Below are 16687 nucleotides of genomic sequence, written 5' to 3' on the forward strand. Positions count from 1 at the left end.
CGGCCGACCGTGGGGGCCGCACGGCGGCGGCCCGCAGCGGCGGCGCCGGACCGCGCACGGGCCGGCCGGCCGGCCGCCCCGGCGGCAAGCCCGCCGGCAAGGCGGTGCGCACCAAGAAACAGAAGGGGCGCCGCCGGCTGAAGGCGCTGGTGGCGGCGATCGCCGGCCTCTTCCTCCTCCTCGGCGTCTTCGTCGGGGTCGTCTACGCCACGACCGAGGTCCCCGACCCCGACTCCGTGCAGAACGCCCAGACCACCGTCGTCTACTACGCCGACGGCACCACCGAGATGGCCCGCCTGGGGGCGGAGAACCGCACGAACGTCGGCCTCGAGCAGGTCTCCGAGGCGGCGCGGAACGCCATCCTGGCCGCGGAGAACCGCAGCTTCTACTCCGACCCCGGCATCTCGTTCACCGGCATCGTCCGGGCCGCGTGGAACAACCTCACCGGTGGATCGACGCAGGGTGGCTCGACCATCACCCAGCAGTACGTCAAGAACGCGTTCCTGACCCAGGACCAGACGTTCAGCCGCAAGTTCCAGGAGCTCTTCCTCGCCGTCAAGCTGGACAACCAGTACGAGAAGGACGAGATCCTCGAGAACTACCTGAACACCATCTACTTCGGCCGCGGCGCCTACGGCATCGAGGCCGCGGCGAACACCTTCTTCGGGGTGCCGGCCGCGCAGCTGACCGCGCAGCAGGGCGCCGTGCTCGCCGTCCAGGTGCGCAGCCCCTCGAGCTACGACCCGGAGACCAACCCCGAGGGCGCCCAGGACCGCTGGGCCCTGGTCCTCGACGCGATGGTCGACGAGGGCTGGCTGACGCAGGCCGAGCGGGACGCCTCCGTCTACCCGCCGGCGCTCCCCCGGACCGGCTCGAACCTCGGCATCCCCGGCGGCCCGGAGGGCCTGGTCGTGCAGCGGGCCATCACCGAGCTCGAGGCCAAGGGGTACGACGAGCAGCAGATCCGGGCCGGTGGCCTGCGGATCATCACGACGGTGGACAAGCGGGCGCAGGACGCCGCGCTGGCCGCCGTCGACGAGGTGATGACCGGTGAGCCGGAGGGGCTGCGTGAGGCGCTGGTCGCGATCGACCCGCGCAGCGGAGCGGTCAAGGCCTACTACGGCGGGCCGATCGGCGCCGGCGACGGCGCGATCGACTACGCGCAGGCGCTGCGCCAGCCCGGCTCGTCGGTCAAGCCCTACGTGCTGGCCACCGCCCTGGAGGAGGGCATCAGCGTCACCGCCCGCCGGGACGGCAGCTCGCCGCAGGAGTTCCCGGACCGGCCGGACCTGCCGGTGAGCAACTCCGGTGGTGCCTCGTGCGCGGCCTGCACGCTCATGGAGGCGATGACCCGCTCGCTGAACACCACCTACTACGGCCTGGCCTACGAGGTGGGCGCGGAGAAGGTGCGCGAGAACGTCCTCGAGGCGACCGGGCTGCCCGAGACCTGGCCGCAGGGCACCACGATGGCCGGCGACACCACCCTCGCCGACCCCGAGACCGGCTTCACCGGCGCCTCGATCGGCATCGGCCAGTACGAGATGCGGCCGATCGACCAGGCGCACGGGTTCGCCACGCTGGCCAACGGCGGCGTCGAGCACGAGCCGTTCTTCGTCGCGCGGGTGACCGACGGCGAGGGCGCCGTCCTCCTCGACTACGCCGGCGACTCCGGCGACCAGGTGTTCACCACCGACGTCGCCAACGACGTCACCTACGGCATGACCGGCGTCGCGGCCTACTCGAAGCGGACGCTGGCCGGCGGCCGCGAGGTCGCCAGCAAGACCGGTACCCAGGGCCTCAACGCCCAGGACAACTCCGACGCCTGGATGGTCGGCTACACGCCGTCCCTGTCGACGGCGGTCTGGATGGGCAACGACTCGCCCAGCCAGCCGATCGAGAACTCCGACGGGGCGATCATCTACGGTTCCGGCCTGCCGGGCGCCATCTGGCAGGAGTTCATGAACACCGTGCTGGACGGCACCCCGGAGGAGGAGCTGCCGAGCCGGCCGGCCATCAAGGGTGACACCGGTGTGGGTGTCCCCGAGCCCGAGCCGGAGCCGGTCCCCGTGCCCGAGCCCGTGACGCCGGTCGTGCCGCAGGCCCCCGCGCCGGAGCCCGAGGTCGAGGACGAGGAGCAGACCACGACCGACCCCGGGACCTCGAACCAGGACCAGACGGGTCAGACCACGACGGGTCAGGACCAGACGGGTCAGAACCCCACGGGTCAGATCCCCACCGGACCGAACCCGGCGGGGCCGAACCCGAGCGGGCAGGGTCCGGCGGCGGGGCAGCCGGCCGACCCCGACACGCAGGTCCAGCCGCCCGGCTGAGCACGGCGGGCAGACTGACCCGCGTGCGCACGACACCCACGGGCCCGTCCGATCCGGCTTCCCAGCCGGCGGACGGGCCCGCGGCGTCTCCGGAGGTGGAGGACCGGACGGCGGGCCGCGACGACGGCGGCCCCGACCGCGTCGTCCCCACGTGGGCCGACCCGGTCGCCGCGCAGGCCAGCGAGGCAGTCGGCGGGCCGTGGGGCCGGCACGCGGTCACCGGCCGGGCGCTGTTCTGGACCCCGCTGCGGATCTGCCTGCTGTTCACCACCTCGGTGCTCGCGCTGGCCTGGCTGAAGCAGGCGCCCTGCTCGGACGGCAACTGGGCCGGCTCGGTGCAGTACACGCACTTCTGCTACTCCGACACCGTTCCGCTGTTCGGGCTGCACGGCCTCGACGACGGCGCGATCCCCTACCTGGACTCCGCCGTCGAGTACCCGGTGCTCACCGGGGGGCTCATGCTGGCCGCCGCCTGGCTGGCCCGGGGCTACGACGCCCTCGCGGACGCGGTCGGCCTGCTGCCCGCGGTGCCCGCGGTGCAGAGCTACTACATCGCCACCTGCCTGCTGCTGTCGCTGTGCGCGCTCCTGCTGACCCGGGCGGTCCTGGGGACGGCGGGTCGCCGGCCGTGGGACGCCGCGATGATCGGCCTGTCGCCGCTGCTGCTCGTGCACGCCTTCACCAACTGGGACCTGCTCGCCGTCGCGCTGGCCGGCCTCGGGCTGTGGGCCTGGGCGCGGCGGCGGCCGGTGGCGGCCGGCGTCCTGCTGGGGCTGGGGGTGGCCGCCAAGCTCTACCCGCTGCTGCTGCTGGGGGCGCTGTTCCTGCTCTGCCTGCGCGCGGGCCGGCTGGGCGTCTGGCTGCGGACGGCGGGTGCGGCGGTGGTGGCCTGGGCGGCGGTGAACGTGCCGGTCGCCGTCCTCGCGCCGGAGAACTGGTCGCGCTTCTTCCGGCTCAACGGCCAGCGGGCGGCCGACCCCGACTCCCTGTGGAACATCGCGATCACCGTCTCCGACGGGCGGCTGTTCGACGGCCCGCTGGCCGAGGGCGAGACGCCGGTGGTCCTCAACGCCGTCGTCGCCGTCTGCGTCCTGCTCGCGTTCGCCGCCCTGGCCTGGCTCACGCTCGCCGCCCCGGTGCGCCCACGGGTCGGCCAGGTCGCCTTCCTCCTGCTCGCGGCGTTCCTGCTCCTGAACAAGGTGTGGAGCCCGCAGTTCTCGCTCTGGCTGCTCCCCCTGGCGGTGCTGGCCCGGCCGCGGTGGCGGTCGTTGCTCGCCTGGCAGGCGACCGAGGCGCTGCTGTGGGTCCCCCGGATGCTCTGGTACCTCGGCACCGGGAACCGCGGCGTCGAGGTCGAGTGGTTCTTCCTCGCGGTGACCATCCGCGACGCCGCCGTCCTCGCCCTGATGGCGCTGGTCGTGCGGGACGTGTGGCACCCCGACGCGGACGTCGTCCGGACCAGCTGGCCCGGCGTCGACGACCCCGCCGGCGGGGTGCTCGACCACGCGGAGGACCGGCACGTCCTCCGCCGCCGGTCAGCCCAGCCGGGACCGCAGGAAGCCGATCTCCTCGGCGTGGGCGGCGGCGTCGCCGGGGGTCTCCAGGACGACGGGGCAGTCGGCCGCCCGCGCCACCTCGACCAGTAGCTCCGCCGGGATCTCGCCCTCGGTGATCGGGGCGTGCCGGTCCCGGCTGGAGCCGGCCGGGTCACGGCTGTTGTTGAGGTGCACCAGGTCGACGCGGCCGGTGATCGCCCGGACGTCGTCCACCGCGGTGGCCAGGTCCCAGCCGGCGGCCCAGGCGTGGCAGGTGTCGAGGACGAACCCGGCGCCGAACTCGCCCACGGCCTCCCACAGCCGGGCGATGGCGTCCAGGTCGCGGGCCATCGCGTTGCCGCCGCCGGCGGTGTTCTCGATGAGCAGCGGAACGGCGAACCCGCCGCCCTCGGCCTGCCGCGCGAAGGTCTTGCGCCAGTTGTCGACACCGACCGCCGGGTCGTCCTTGGCCAGCACGTGGCCGCCGTGCACGACCATGCCGCGGGCGCCGATCGCCGCGGACGCCTGCGCGTGCTTCTCGAGCAGCTTGCGGCTCGGGATGCGGATGCGGTTGTTCGTCGTCGCCACGTTGAGCACGTAGGGCGCGTGGACGACGACCATCACGTCACCGGCCAGCAGCGCCTCGGCGTCCGGGCGCGGCTTGGGGGCGGTCCAGCCCTGCGGGTCGGCGAGGAAGACCTGCACGCCGTCGGCGTCCATCTCGGCCGCGCGCGCCAGCGGGCCGCCGGCGTCGAGCTCGTTGTCGTCGGTGAGGCCGGGGCCGACGTGCACGCCGATCGGGTGGGGGGTGGGCGCGGTACTCATCGACAGCGACAGTAGAAGGACCCCCTGACACCCGTCGCTCGCAGGCTCGCGGCGGGACCCTGCAGGGGGCCAGCCGCCCGTCCAGGGCACTGGTAGCCTGGCCGGTGCGCGTTCCACCGGTGTCCCCACCGGGATGGGGCGCGCGACGCGTGTACGACCCTCCTGCTGCAGACCGACTGCAGCCGTCCAGACCAGAGGAGGTGGGGTTCTCCGTGCGTCACTACGAACTGATGGTCATCCTCGACCCCGATCTCGAGGAGCGCACCATCGCGCCCTCGCTCGAGCGGTTCCTGAGCGTCGTCAGCAACGCTGGCGGCACCTACAAGACCGAGATCTGGGGCCGTCGCCGGATGGCCTACGAGATCAAGAAGCAGGCCGAGGGCATCTACGCCGTCATCGACATCCAGGCCGAGCCCGCTGCCGTGGCCGAGCTGGACCGTCAGCTCAACCTCAACGAGTCGGTCCTGCGCACCAAGCTGATGCGGCCCGAGGTCCACTGACGATGGCCGGCGAGACCGTCATCACCGTCATCGGCAACCTGACGTCGGACCCGGAGCTGCGGTTCACGCCGTCCGGCGCCGCGGTCGCCAACTTCACCGTCGCCTCGACGCCGCGGACCTTCGACCGCCAGTCGCAGGAGTGGAAGGACGGCGAGGCGCTCTTCCTGCGCTGCAACGTGTGGCGGCAGGCGGCGGAGAACGTCGCCGAGTCGCTGACCCGCGGTTCGCGGGTGATCGTCTCCGGCCGGCTCAAGCAGCGGTCGTTCGAGACCAAGGAAGGCGAGAAGCGCACCGTCGTGGAGCTCGAGGTCGACGAGATCGGCCCCTCGCTCCGCTACGCCACGGCGAAGGTCACCAAGGCCTCGCGCGGCGAGGGCGGCGGTGGCGGCTTCGGCGGTGGCAGCGGTGGTGGTGGCGGCTTCGGCGGCGGCGGGTCCAGCGACCCGTGGTCGACCCCGGCCCCGCCGTCCGACGAACCGCCCTTCTGAGCAAAGGACCCCCTGCCCCCACCGCTCGCAGGCTCGCGGTGGGCCCCTGCAGGGGGCCGTCAGTTCCTCTCCCTGAACCTCGTCGTACCTGGAGAACCCAGTGGCCAAGCCCCCCATCCGCAAGCCCAAGAAGAAGGTCTGCCAGTTCTGCAAGGACAAGGCGACCTACGTCGACTACAAGGACACGACCCTGCTGCGGAAGTTCATCTCCGACCGCGGCAAGATCCGTGCCCGCCGCGTCAGCGGCAACTGCAGCCAGCACCAGCGGGACGTCGCCGTGGCCGTGAAGAACAGCCGTGAGATGGCCCTGCTGCCCTACACCTCGACGGCGCGCTGACCATGAGCACCCAGAAGCTGATCCTGACGCAGGAGGTCACCGGTCTCGGGTCCTCCGGTGACACCGTGGAGGTCAAGGGCGGGTACGCCCGCAACTACCTCCTGCCCCGCGGCCTGGCCATCGTCGCCACCCGCGGTGCCGAGAAGCAGATCGAGTCGCTGCGCCGGGCGCGTGCCACGCGTGAGGTGCGCTCGCTCGAGGAGGCGCAGGCCGTGGCCGGCCGCCTGTCGGGCCTGACGGTCCGCGTGCCGGCCCGCGCCGGTGACGGTGGCCGCCTGTTCGGCCGGGTCACCACCGCCGACGTCGTCAACGCGGTGAGCGCCGCCGGCGGCCCCGAGCTCGACCGTCGCCGGGTGGAGCTGCCCAGCAGCATCAAGACCACGGGCCAGCACACCGTCACCGTGCGGGTGCACCCCGAGGTGTCCACCCAGATGGCCATCGAGGTCGTCGCCGGGTAAGGAGCCACCAGAGGGCCGCACGGCACCGCCCGCGAGGGGCGTCGGACTCCGGTCCGGCGCCCCTCGCGGCGTCCGGGGATCAGGCGACCGCGGTCACCTCGATCTCGACCATGAGCTCCGCGAACGCCAGGCGGGTGACGCCCACCAGGGTCGACGTCGGCCGGACGCCGGCGGCGTCGAGGCGCTCGGCGAGGGTGCCCCAGCAGCCCATCATGGCGTCGACGTCGGTCGTGTAGACGGTCATCCGGACGAGGTCGGCGAGCGTCATGCCGGCGTCCCGGAGCACCGTCTCGATGTTGTCCACGGTGAGTGACACCTGGGCCGCGAGGTCGCCGGGGTGCTGCGGAGTGCCGTCGGCCGACACGGCGGCCTGCCCGGAGCACACCAGGACGCGGCCGGCGCCCTCGAGCACCGCCGCCTGATCGAAGCCGAAGGCGACCGACCACGGCCACGGGTTGACGGCTGTGCGGGTGACGGCCATCGGTCCTCCCCTCCTCGGTCGCCGCCGCGGGGACACGGCGGTCGGCGACGCCGATGACGGGGCTCAGGGTGGCCTCCGACGGCTCCCCGCGGGGGCTGTGGACGTGTGGCTGCTGGGGCGCGTGGCGCGTCTCCGGCGACACGCCGCGAACGACACAGCGATTTCTCCGGGAATTCTCCCGTCCACACCCGGTGCGTGGTCTTTCCGCTGGTCAGCCGGGGGATGTGGGAACGCGGCGCTCGGCGTCCCCCGCTGTCTCCACATGTCGACACGTCTGTGTCCACCGACTTGTCCACAAGTTGTGCAGAACGAGGTGCACAGCGGTGTTGGACGGGTCCGTCTCCTCTTCCTACCGTCCTTCCCAGACCTCCCGACGGCCCGGACTGTCGGTGCCCGGGAGTAGCAATGGACCCGAACACACGTTCGAGTCAGGTGTACGCGTTTCTGGTGCTTCCCCCACCAGGCCCCGGCCGATGGCCGGGGTCTGTTCGCGGGTGCGCCGGTGAGTGGATGGAGGACCTCCGTGGCGGTGGCCGACGACTTCAGCCGACCGATGCCGACGGCGCCGGAGTACGACCGGCAGCCGCCGCAGGACGTCGCGGCGGAGCAGTCGGTGCTCGGCGGCATGCTGCTGAGCAAGGACGCGATCGCCGACGTCGTGGAGGTGCTCGCCGGTCCCGACTTCTACCGGCCGGCGCACCAGGTGATCTACGACTGCATCCTCGACCTGTACGGCCGGGGTGAGCCGGCCGACGCCATCACCGTCGCCGCCGAGCTCAACCGCACCGACCAGCTGTCGAAGATGGGCGGCGCGGTCTACCTGCACACGCTCATCCAGGCCACGCCCACGGCCGCCAACGCCGGTTACTACGCCGCGATCGTCGCCGAGCAGGCCGTACTGCGGCGGCTGGTCGAGGCGGGCACCCGCGTGGTGCAGCTCGGTTACGGCGCGGCGGGGGGCAAGGGCGACGTCGACGACATCGTCGACCGCGCCCAGCAGGAGATCTACGACGTCACCGAGAAGCGCATGAGCGAGGACTACTCGCGCCTCGAGGACGTCCTGCAGCCCACCATGGACGAGCTCGACGCCATCGCCTCGCGCGGCGGCACCGCCCGCGGTGTGCCCACCGGCATCCGCGACCTCGACGAGCTGACCAACGGCCTCCAGGCCGGTCAGATGGTGGTCATCGCGGCGCGTCCCGGTGTGGGCAAGGCGCTGGCCCTGGACACCCCGATCGCGACGCCCACGGGGTGGACGACGATGGGTGAGGTCCGCGTGGGCGATCGCGTGATCGGGTCCGACGGCCGCCCGACCACGGTCGTCGCGGCCACGGATGTGATGGCCGGCCGGCCCTGCTACGAGGTGCACTTCTCCGACGGCTCGGTGATCGTCGCCGACGCCCAGCACCAGTGGCTCACCGACGACCGGGCCAGCCGGAAGTCCGCCCAGGCCGCGCGCGTGGGCTACAACCGCTACCGGAACCAGCGCACGTTCGCCGCCGTCCGCACGACCGAGGCGCTGGCCCGCTCGGTCCGCTGCGCCGGCAAGGACGCCCGGCTCAACCACTCGGTCACCAACGCTGCCGCGCTGGAGCTGCCCGAGGCGGAGCTGCCCCTGCCGCCGTACGCCCTCGGCGTGTGGCTCGGTGACGGCACGTCACGGGCCGCGCACTTCACCAGCGCCGACCCCGAGATCGCCGTCTACATCGAGGCCGAGGGTCTCGTCGTCACGCCGACCGGTGCCGACCGTCGCTACTCCCTCGAGCTCCCTGCCCGCGAAGCGGTGGCTGCGCGCCCTTGCCCGATGTGCGGTGCTCTGTTCGTGCCCAGGACGGCGCAGGTGCAGACGTGCGGCAAGACCTGCGGAGGCCGGTTGCGCGCCAGCGGCGGCGTGGGCCGGCAGGCGACCTGCCCGGACTGTGGTGGTCCCTCGTTAGGTCTGGCTCAGTGCCAGTCCTGCCGCGCGGACCCCGGGACCGTGCAGGGCATCCTGCGGTCGCTGGGCGTCTTCGGGGACAAGCACATCCCGCTGGCCTACCTGCGGGGCTCCGTGGCGCAGCGACGGGCGCTGCTGGCGGGTCTCCTCGACACCGACGGGACCGTGACCGCGAGCGGCGCCGTGCAGTTCGCGGTCACGAGCCGGCGGCTGGCGGAGGACACCCGCGAGCTGATCGCGGGCCTCGGGCACCGGGTACGGATGAGCCGCAAGCGGGTGGAGGGCCGGACCGAGGAGTCGTCCATCTGCTACACGCTCACTTTCAGCACGGACGACGAGGTGTTCCGGCTGGAGTGCAAGAAGCTCCTGCACAAGGAGCGCGGTGCCCGCACCTACACGGCCAGAGGCGTCCGTTTCATCACTGACGTGCGGCCGATCGCCAGCGTGCCGGTCCGATGCATCCAGGTCGACGCGGAGGACCACCTCTTCCTCGCCGGCCGCAGCTTCATCCCGACGCACAACTCGACCCTCGGGCTCGACATCGCGCGATCGGCCACGGTGAAGCACCACATGCCGGCCGTGATCTTCTCGCTCGAGATGAGCAAGCACGAGATCACGATGCGTCTGCTGTCAGCCGAGGCGAAGGTGCCGCTGCACCACATGCGCGCCGGCACGCTGTCGGACGAGGACTGGTCGAAGCTGGCCCGCCGGATGGGTGAGATCGCCGACGCGCCGCTCTACATCGACGACTCCCCCAACATGACCATGATGGAGATCCGGGCCAAGGCGCGGCGGCTCAAGCAGCGCAACGACCTCAAGCTCGTGGTCATCGACTACCTGCAGCTGATGACGTCGGGCAAGCGGGTGGAGAGCCGCCAGCAGGAGGTCTCGGAGTTCTCCCGTGCGCTGAAGCTGCTGGCCAAGGAGCTCGAGGTCCCGGTCATCGCGATGAGCCAACTGAACCGTGGCTCCGAGCAGCGTCAGGACAAGAAGCCGATGCTGTCCGACCTCCGCGAATCGGGCTGCCTGCCCGCCGAGACCCGCATCCTGCGGGCCGACACCGGCGCTGAGACGACCATGGGCGAGCTGTTCCAGAGCGGCGCGACCGACGTCCCGGTGTGGGCTCTCGACGACAGCCTGCGCTACGTCAGGCGGCACGTGACCCATGTCTTCGCCACCGGCCGCAGGCCCGTGCTGCGGATGACGACGTCGTCGGGCAAGACGGTGCGGGCGACAGCCAACCACCCGTTTCTCACCTATGACGGCTTCCGTCCGCTCGGCGAGCTCGCTCCCGGCCACCGCATCGCCGTTCCGCGGCACGTTCCGGCTCCTGACCGCATGACCGTGTGGGAGGACGAGAAGGTCGTCCTGCTGGCCCACCTCATCGGTGACGGCAGTTTCGTGGAGCGGCAGCCGCTCCGGTACGCGTCGATCGACGAGGAGAACCTGCGGGCGGTCACCACGTCAGCGCTGCACTTCGGCGTCGTGGCGGTGCGGGACGAGCACGCGGCGGCTCGCTGCACCTCGCTGCGACTGCGGTCGCCGTTCCGGCTGACACACGGCCGGCGGAACCCGATCGCCGCGTGGCTCGACGAGCTCGGACTCTTCGGCCGCCGCAGTCACGAGAAGTTCGTCCCCGAGCCGGTGTTCTCGCTGCCGAAGAAGCAGATCGCTCTGTTTCTCCGCCACCTGTGGGCCACCGATGGTTCCGTCACGGTCAACAAGAGTGGCCGAGGTGGGCGGGTGTACTACGCATCGACCAGCCGCGCCCTGGTGGACGGCATCTCGCGTCTCCTGCTCCGGTTCGGGATCTCCTGTCGCATCCGCCGTACCCAGAAGAGCGGCTACCGGGACGGCTGGACGCTCGACATCAGCGGCTGCGACGACCAGCGCCGCTTCCTCGGCGAGATCGGCGTGCACGGGGCCCGCGGCGTGGCTGCTGAACGGCTCCTGGGCATCGTGCGGGAGCTCACCGCCAACCCGAACGTGGACACCGTGCCCGCGCAGGTCTGGGATCGTGTGAAGGACGTGCTGACGGAGCGCGGCATGAGCCACCGTGCCTTCGCCGCCGCCATGGGATCGGCCTTCTGCGGCAGCACGATGTGGAAGCACGCACCCAGCCGGGAGCGCCTCGGTCGTATCGCGGCGGTTCTCGACGACGCGGAACTGGAGATCCAAGCGGTCAACGACCTCCTCTGGGACGAGATCGTCTCCGTCGAGGAGGACGGCCACGAGGAGGTCTACGACGCCACGGTCCTCGGCGGGCACAACTTCGTGGCCGAGGGGATCGTCGTCCACAACTCGATCGAGCAGGACGCGGACATGGTCATGATGATCCACCGCGAGGACATGTACGAGAAGGAGAGCCCCCGGGCCGGCGAGGCCGACATCATGCTGGTCAAGCACCGCAACGGCCCCACCGCGAACGTCACCGTCGCCTTCCAGGGCCACTACAGCCGCTTCGTGGACATGGCGAACTGACCGACCGAACCCACGCGAGAGGCCCGGAGCGAGCACACGCTCCGGGCCTCTCGCCGTCGACGGGCCGGGAGCTGCCCGGCGGCTCGGCCCGAGGCGGGGCGCGTCGGGCCGCAACGCCGGAGTCCGGTGTTCCACGTGGATCACGGCCCCCCGCTGTCGGTGCCGTGGGCCAGGCTGGGCCCATGAGCGTCGACCTCTCCGCCGCCGCCGACTTCATGGCGGCCCATGCCCGCCTGCTCGACCGCCGCCGCTTCGACGTCCTCTTCGGGGACGGTGACCGCGACGCCGTCCTGGCCGCCGTGGAGGCGTACCGCAACCCCGACGGCGGCTACGGCTGGGGCCTCGAACCGGACCTGCGCTCGCGCACCAGCCAGCCCGGCGGGGCGCTGCACGCCCTCGAGGCCTTCGCCGACCTCGCCCCGGTGACGACCCCGCGCGCCCGGGAGGTGTGCGACTGGCTGGACGGCGTCACGCTGCCCGACGGCGGGCTGCCGTTCGGTCTGCCGGTCCCCGACCCCGCCGGCTGCGCGCCGTTCTGGGCCTCGGCCGACGGCACGTCGTCCTCGCTGCAGATCACCGCGATCGTCGCCTCCACGGCGCACCAGGTCGCCGAGCACGACCCCGCCGTCGCCGCCCACCCGTGGCTGGCGCGGGCCACCGGCTTCTGCCTGGCGGCCGTGCGCGGCCTCGGCTCGGAGCCGCACGCGCTGGAGCTCGCCTTCGCGGTACAGCTGCTCGACGCCGCGCACGCCACCCACCCCGAGGCCGCTGAGCTCCTCGACCGGCTCGGGCAGCACATCCCGGCCGACGGCCTCGTGCACGTGGGCGGCGGCGCCGAGGAGGAGTTCATGCGCCCGCTGGACTTCGCGCCCCGTCCGGGCCGCCCGGCCCGGGCCCTGGTGTCGCCGGAGTCCGTCGAGCGGGAGCTGGAGCGGCTCGCCGGCCAGCAGCAGGACGACGGCGGCTGGCGGGTCGACTTCGACAGCTACTCACCCGCCGCGGCGCTCGAGTGGCGCGGCCACCGCACCCTCGAGGCCCTCACCGTCCTGCGCGACAACGGCGTCCTCTGAACACCGGCGTCCCCGACCGGCAGTAGCCCGTGCACGACGGCGTCCCCGGGGCCCGGGGTCGGGCACCGGGGACGCATCGTCCGGGGAGCTCAGGCTGCGGCGGACTCCGCCAGGAGCCGGCGGCGCACGGTCCGCGAGCCGGTGCTCATCCGGTAGAGCGTGGCCAGCTGCGACGGGAGGGTGCGCACCGTCGTCTTGTCCAGCCAGCCGTTGGGCAGCGACAGCCGGATGATCCGGTGCCAGGCCGACGCGACCTGCTTCGGCATCGGCGCCGTGTGGTAGTTCAGCCCGTACCGGTCGAACAGGTCCCGGACCTGGGGTGCGATCTCGGCGTACCGGTTGCTCGGCAGGTCCGGGAACAGGTGGTGCTCGATCTGGTGCGACAGGTTGCCCGTCATGAGGTGCAGCGCCTTCGACCCGGAGATGTTCGCCGAGCCCAGCATCTGGCGCAGGTACCACTCGCCGCGGGTCTCGCCGTCGATCGAGCGCTTCTCGAACGTCTCGACGCCCTCGGGGAAGTGCCCGCACATGATCACCGAGTGCGACCACAGGTTGCGCACGACGTTGGCGGTGAAGTTGGCGGCCAGCGTCGGCAGGAACGACGGGCCGGACAGCAGCGGGTGGATGAGGTAGTCCTTGCGCGCCTGGCGGCCGACCTTGCGCAGCACCGCCTTGGCGCGGGCGCGGAACTCCGGGTCCTTGGTCTGCTTCTTCGCGACGACGGCGCCCAGCTCCAGGTCGTAGGCGGCGATGCCGTACTCGAAGAAGCAGGCGTTGATGAAGTTCCACAGCGGCTGGAGCAGGTAGGCCGGGACCCACTTCTGGTCCTCGTCGACGCGCATGATGCCGTAGCCGAGGTCGTTGTCCTTGCCGATCACGTTCGTGTACGTGTGGTGCAGCTCGTTGTGCGAGTGCTTCCACTGCTCGGCCGGGCTTGCCATGTCCCACTCCCACGTCGTGGAGTGGATCTTGGGGTCGCGCATCCAGTCCCACTGCCCGTGCAGGATGTTGTGCCCGATCTCCATGTTCTCGAGGATCTTGGCGACCGAGAGGCCGACCGTCCCGAGGAGCCACGCGGGCGGGAACCCCGAGGCCAGCAGCACGGCGCGGCTGCCGAGCTCGATCTTGCGGTGGACGTCGATGACCTTCCGGATGTAGGCCGCGTCGGCCTCGCCCCGGGTGTCGACGACCGCCTGGCGGATCTCGTCGAGCTCCTTGCCGATGAGCTCGACGTCCTCGGCGGTCAGGTGGGCGATCGGGTTCTCGGACTTCTTCTGCAGGACTGTCACGCGGGTGCTCCTGGCGCTCGGGGAGGTCAGTGGTCGATGTCGCAGGCGCCGGCGGCGGCGCTCACGCAGGTCTGGATGAGGACGCCGTCGCCCGGGGCGGCGGTGGTGATCTCGCCGTTGCGCAGGTCACGGACCGCGCCTTCCCGCAGCGGCAGCACGCAGCCGTAGCAGATGCCCATGCGGCAGCCGCTCGGCATGAGCACGCCGGCGTTCTCGGCGGCGTCCAGGATCGGCGTCGCGCCGTCGGCCTCGAGCGTGGTGCCCGACCTCGCGAACGACACCGTGCCGCCCTCGCCGGCGACGACGACGGTCGGCCGGAACCGCTCGGTCACCAGCCGGTCGGCCAGCCCGGCCGCCGCCCAGTGCTCCTCGAGCGCCTCGAGCAGCCCCACCGGGCCGCACGCCCAGGTGGTGCGCTCGGCCAGGTCGGGGACGAGCGCGGCGGTCGCGGCCGCGTCGAGCAGCCCGGCGGTCTCGGTGTGCTGCTCGACCAGCCGGATCCGCCCGGTGGCGGCCATCGCCCGCAGCTCGGGGCCGAAGACGACGTCGTCCGCCGTGAGCGCGGAGTGCACCAGGACGACGTCGGCGAGCTCGGGGTGGTTGCGCAGGATGCCCATGACCGGGGTGATGCCGGAGCCCGCCGTCACGAACAGCGCCTTGGCCGGGGCCCGCACCGGGAGGACGAAGTCGCCCGCGGCCTGGTCCAGCTGCACGATCGTGCCCGGCTGGGTGCGGTGCACCAGGTGGTTGCTGACCTTGCCGTCCGGGATCGCCTTGACGGTGATGCTGATGCAGCCGTCGGGCCGGTCCAGGTGCGAGGTGAGCGAGTAGGCCCGCCACTGGCGGACGCCGTCGACGTCGATGCCGATGCGCACCCACTGGCCGGCCACGTGCCCGCGCCAGTCGGCGCCCGGCCGGATGACCAGCGTGGCGGCGTCGGGGGTCTCGCGGTGCACCGCCTCGACGCGGCCGCGCAGGTCGGCGCCGGGGCGCAGCGGGTTGACCAGGTCGAGGTAGTCGGCCGGCAGCAGCGGCGTGGTGACGAGTTCGGCGAGGCGCAGCGCCCGGTGGCGCAGCGCCCTCAGGGCCGGCCGGGCCGGGGAAGGGCGCGGGACGGTCGCGGTCATACTTCTGATGGTTCCCAGCCCGGTGCGCAATTACCTGTGCTCTCGACGTGAACGTCGGGCCGGATACTGTTCCCTGCGAACAAGACCCTGGTGACAGCGAGGTGGGCGTGACACCGCAGCAGGACACCTTCACCCCGGAGGTCGCCGCCGCCATGCGGGGCGAGCTGCCGGCGGTCGCCGAGAGCACGGTCGCCGCGATCGTCGTCGAGGTGCCCAGCTACGCCGAGGCCTTCCAGGGCGACATGGGGCTGGCCATCGAGAACGCCGTCCAGCTGGCCCTGGGCGGGTTCCTCCAGCTGGCGACGACGACCGGCGGCGCCGACCCCAGCCGGCCGATCGGCCCGGCGCTCGAGGGTGCCTACGCCCTGGGCCGCGGGGAGGCCAAGAACGGGCGGTCGATGGACGCGCTGCTGGCCGCCTACCGGGTCGGCGCCCGCGTGGCCTGGCGGCACATGAGCGCGACCGCGGTCGCCGCCGGGATGCCCGCCGGGTCGCTGGCCCGCTTCGCCGAGCTGGTGTTCGCCTACATCGACGCGCTGTCGGCCTCCAGCGTCGCCGGGCACGCCGACCAGCTGGCCGCCAGCGGGCACGAGCGCCGGCGGCACCTGGAGCGGCTGGCCGGGCTGCTGCTGACCGGGGGCCCGGCCTACGACCTGGTCACCGCGGCCGAGCGGGCGGACTGGACACCGCCGCGGACCCTCACCGCGGTGCTGCTCCCGGAGGCCCGGGCCCGGGGGGCGCTCGCCCAGCTGGACGCGCGCACCCTGCAGGCCGGCGAGGACCTGCCCGGGGCGGAGCCGGCCACCGAGCGGGCGGTGCTGCTCGTGCCGGACGCCGACGGGTTCGCCCGGGCCGGCCTGCTCAAGGCGCTCACCGGGCGGGAGGCGGTCGTCGGCCCGCCCCGGCCGTGGCAGGAGGCGCGGTCGTCCTACTCGCGCGCGCTGCGGGCGGTGCAGCTGGGCCTGCACCCCGACGGCGAGGCCCCGGTGGACACCGAGCTGCGGCTGGCCGACCTCGTGCTGCGGGCCGACGGCGAGGCGCTGGCCGACCTGCGTGCCCAGGTGCTGGCTCCGCTCGACGACCTCGGCGCCGGCGCCCGCGAGAAGCTGCTCGAGACGCTGCGCTCCTGGGTGCTCAACCACGGCCGGCGGGAGCGGATCGCCGCCGAGCTGTTCGTCCACCCGCAGACGGTCCGCTACCGCATGGGGCAGCTCCGGGAGCGGTTCGGCGCCTCGCTCGACGAGCCGCAGTGCGTGCTGGAGCTCACCCTCGCGCTCGGCCTCCCCCACCCCTGAGCGGGCCTCCCTACGATCGGCGGCCGTGACGGGTGTCCCGGGTGCCGGCCTGCTGGCCGAGGTCTGGCCGCTGCTGACCGCCGCTCCCCCGCCGGAGCTGCGCGTTCGCAGGACGACGGGGCTGACCGGCCCGCTGCCGGTGCCGGACCTGGCGGTGGGCGCCGTGGCGGCCCAGCTGGCGGCCGCCCGGCTGCTGTCGCGCGAGCCCCACGCGGTCGGCGTGGACGGCGGCATCGAGGTGGACGCCGCGCACGTCGGGGTCGCCGTCCGCAGCGAGCGGTACGCCGCCGTCGACGGCCGGCCGGTCGCGCCCGGGTTCGCGCCGCTGTCGCGGTTCTGGCGGACCGCCGACGGCTGGCTGCGGCTGCACGGCAACTACCCGCACCACCGGGACGCCGCGCTGCGCGTGCTCGGCGACGACGTCGAGGCGGCGGCGCTGCGGTGGCCCGCGGAGGAGCTGGAGACCGCGGTGGTGGCGGCCGGCGGCGCGGCGGCCGCGGTCCGGACGGCGCCGGCCTGGGCGGGGTCCGAGCCG

Annotated in this window: 14 protein-coding genes; 10 read left to right on the forward strand and 4 right to left on the reverse strand. The window is 72.9% G+C overall.

Features of this window, described 5'->3' with window-relative positions; translation table 11 throughout:
- The first annotated feature begins 149 nt into the window (after positions 1–149).
- Together MY520_RS26765 and MY520_RS26770 are read left to right on the forward strand one after the other, a co-directional pair.
- Entirely contained in the window at positions 150–2330 is a 2181-nt protein-coding gene (locus MY520_RS26765) for a transglycosylase domain-containing protein (RefSeq protein WP_436695751.1), read from the forward strand.
- 23 nt (positions 2331–2353) lie between these two features.
- The gene (locus MY520_RS26770) at positions 2354–3976 is read left to right on the forward strand and encodes a glycosyltransferase family 87 protein (protein WP_436695739.1); all 1623 of its coding nucleotides are present in this window, start codon (positions 2354–2356) and stop codon (positions 3974–3976) included.
- Here MY520_RS26770 and MY520_RS26775 read toward each other — a convergent pair.
- Positions 3866–4690, reverse strand: a complete 825-nt coding sequence (locus MY520_RS26775; protein ID WP_436695740.1) for a deoxyribonuclease IV — start codon at positions 4688–4690, stop codon at positions 3866–3868. The two genes, MY520_RS26770 and MY520_RS26775, sit on opposite strands and share 111 nt — an antisense overlap.
- A 212-nt stretch (positions 4691–4902) precedes the next feature.
- On the opposite strand from MY520_RS26775, the gene rpsF reads away from it, so the two are divergent.
- The 4 genes from rpsF to rplI all read left to right on the forward strand — a co-directional run bounded on the left by rpsF (position 4903) and on the right by rplI (position 6473).
- Positions 4903–5190, forward strand: a complete 288-nt coding sequence (rpsF, locus tag MY520_RS26780; protein ID WP_436695741.1) for a 30S ribosomal protein S6 — start codon at positions 4903–4905, stop codon at positions 5188–5190.
- Between the two features lie 2 nt (positions 5191–5192).
- Positions 5193–5678 carry a single-stranded DNA-binding protein gene (locus tag MY520_RS26785; protein WP_436695742.1) on the forward strand — a complete coding sequence of 162 codons (486 nt, stop codon included), beginning with the start codon at positions 5193–5195 and terminating at the stop codon, positions 5676–5678.
- Between the two features lie 100 nt (positions 5679–5778).
- Positions 5779–6015, forward strand: a complete 237-nt coding sequence (rpsR, locus tag MY520_RS26790) for a 30S ribosomal protein S18 (RefSeq protein WP_163483697.1) — start codon at positions 5779–5781, stop codon at positions 6013–6015.
- 2 nt (positions 6016–6017) lie between these two features.
- Entirely contained in the window at positions 6018–6473 is a 456-nt protein-coding gene (gene rplI, locus MY520_RS26795) for a 50S ribosomal protein L9 (protein WP_436695743.1), read from the forward strand.
- Between the two features lie 79 nt (positions 6474–6552).
- Here rplI and MY520_RS26800 read toward each other — a convergent pair whose 3' ends face one another.
- Positions 6553–6954 carry a RidA family protein gene (locus MY520_RS26800; protein ID WP_436695744.1) on the reverse strand — a complete coding sequence of 134 codons (402 nt, stop codon included), beginning with the start codon at positions 6952–6954 and terminating at the stop codon, positions 6553–6555.
- A gap of 523 nt (positions 6955–7477) precedes the next feature.
- On the opposite strand from MY520_RS26800, the gene MY520_RS26805 reads away from it, so the two are divergent.
- The gene (locus MY520_RS26805; protein ID WP_436695745.1) at positions 7478–11371 is read left to right on the forward strand and encodes a replicative DNA helicase; all 3894 of its coding nucleotides are present in this window, start codon (positions 7478–7480) and stop codon (positions 11369–11371) included.
- A 182-nt stretch (positions 11372–11553) separates the two neighbouring features.
- A complete protein-coding gene (locus MY520_RS26810; RefSeq protein WP_436695746.1) occupies positions 11554–12441 on the forward strand; it encodes a hypothetical protein in 888 nt (295 codons plus the stop codon).
- 89 nt (positions 12442–12530) lie between these two features.
- Here MY520_RS26810 and MY520_RS26815 read toward each other — a convergent pair whose 3' ends face one another.
- Together MY520_RS26815 and MY520_RS26820 are read right to left on the reverse strand one after the other, a co-directional pair.
- Positions 12531–13730, reverse strand: coding sequence for a fatty acid desaturase family protein (locus MY520_RS26815; protein ID WP_436695747.1), 1200 nt, complete (start codon positions 13728–13730; stop codon positions 12531–12533).
- Between the two features lie 26 nt (positions 13731–13756).
- Positions 13757–14857, reverse strand: a complete 1101-nt coding sequence (locus MY520_RS26820) for a ferredoxin reductase (RefSeq protein WP_436695748.1) — start codon at positions 14855–14857, stop codon at positions 13757–13759.
- Between the two features lie 107 nt (positions 14858–14964).
- On the opposite strand from MY520_RS26820, the gene MY520_RS26825 reads away from it, so the two are divergent.
- Positions 14965–16152 (forward strand): PucR family transcriptional regulator, encoded by a 1188-nt coding sequence (locus MY520_RS26825; protein WP_436695749.1) that lies wholly within the window; start codon positions 14965–14967, stop codon positions 16150–16152.
- 25 nt (positions 16153–16177) lie between these two features.
- Positions 16178–16687 (forward strand): hypothetical protein (locus tag MY520_RS26830; RefSeq protein WP_436695750.1); only part of this gene is annotated, 510 nt, incomplete at its 3' end.

Origin of the sequence: Geodermatophilus sp. CPCC 205506, assembly GCF_051383635.1 — a bacterium.
GTDB lineage: Bacteria > Actinomycetota > Actinomycetes > Mycobacteriales > Geodermatophilaceae > Geodermatophilus.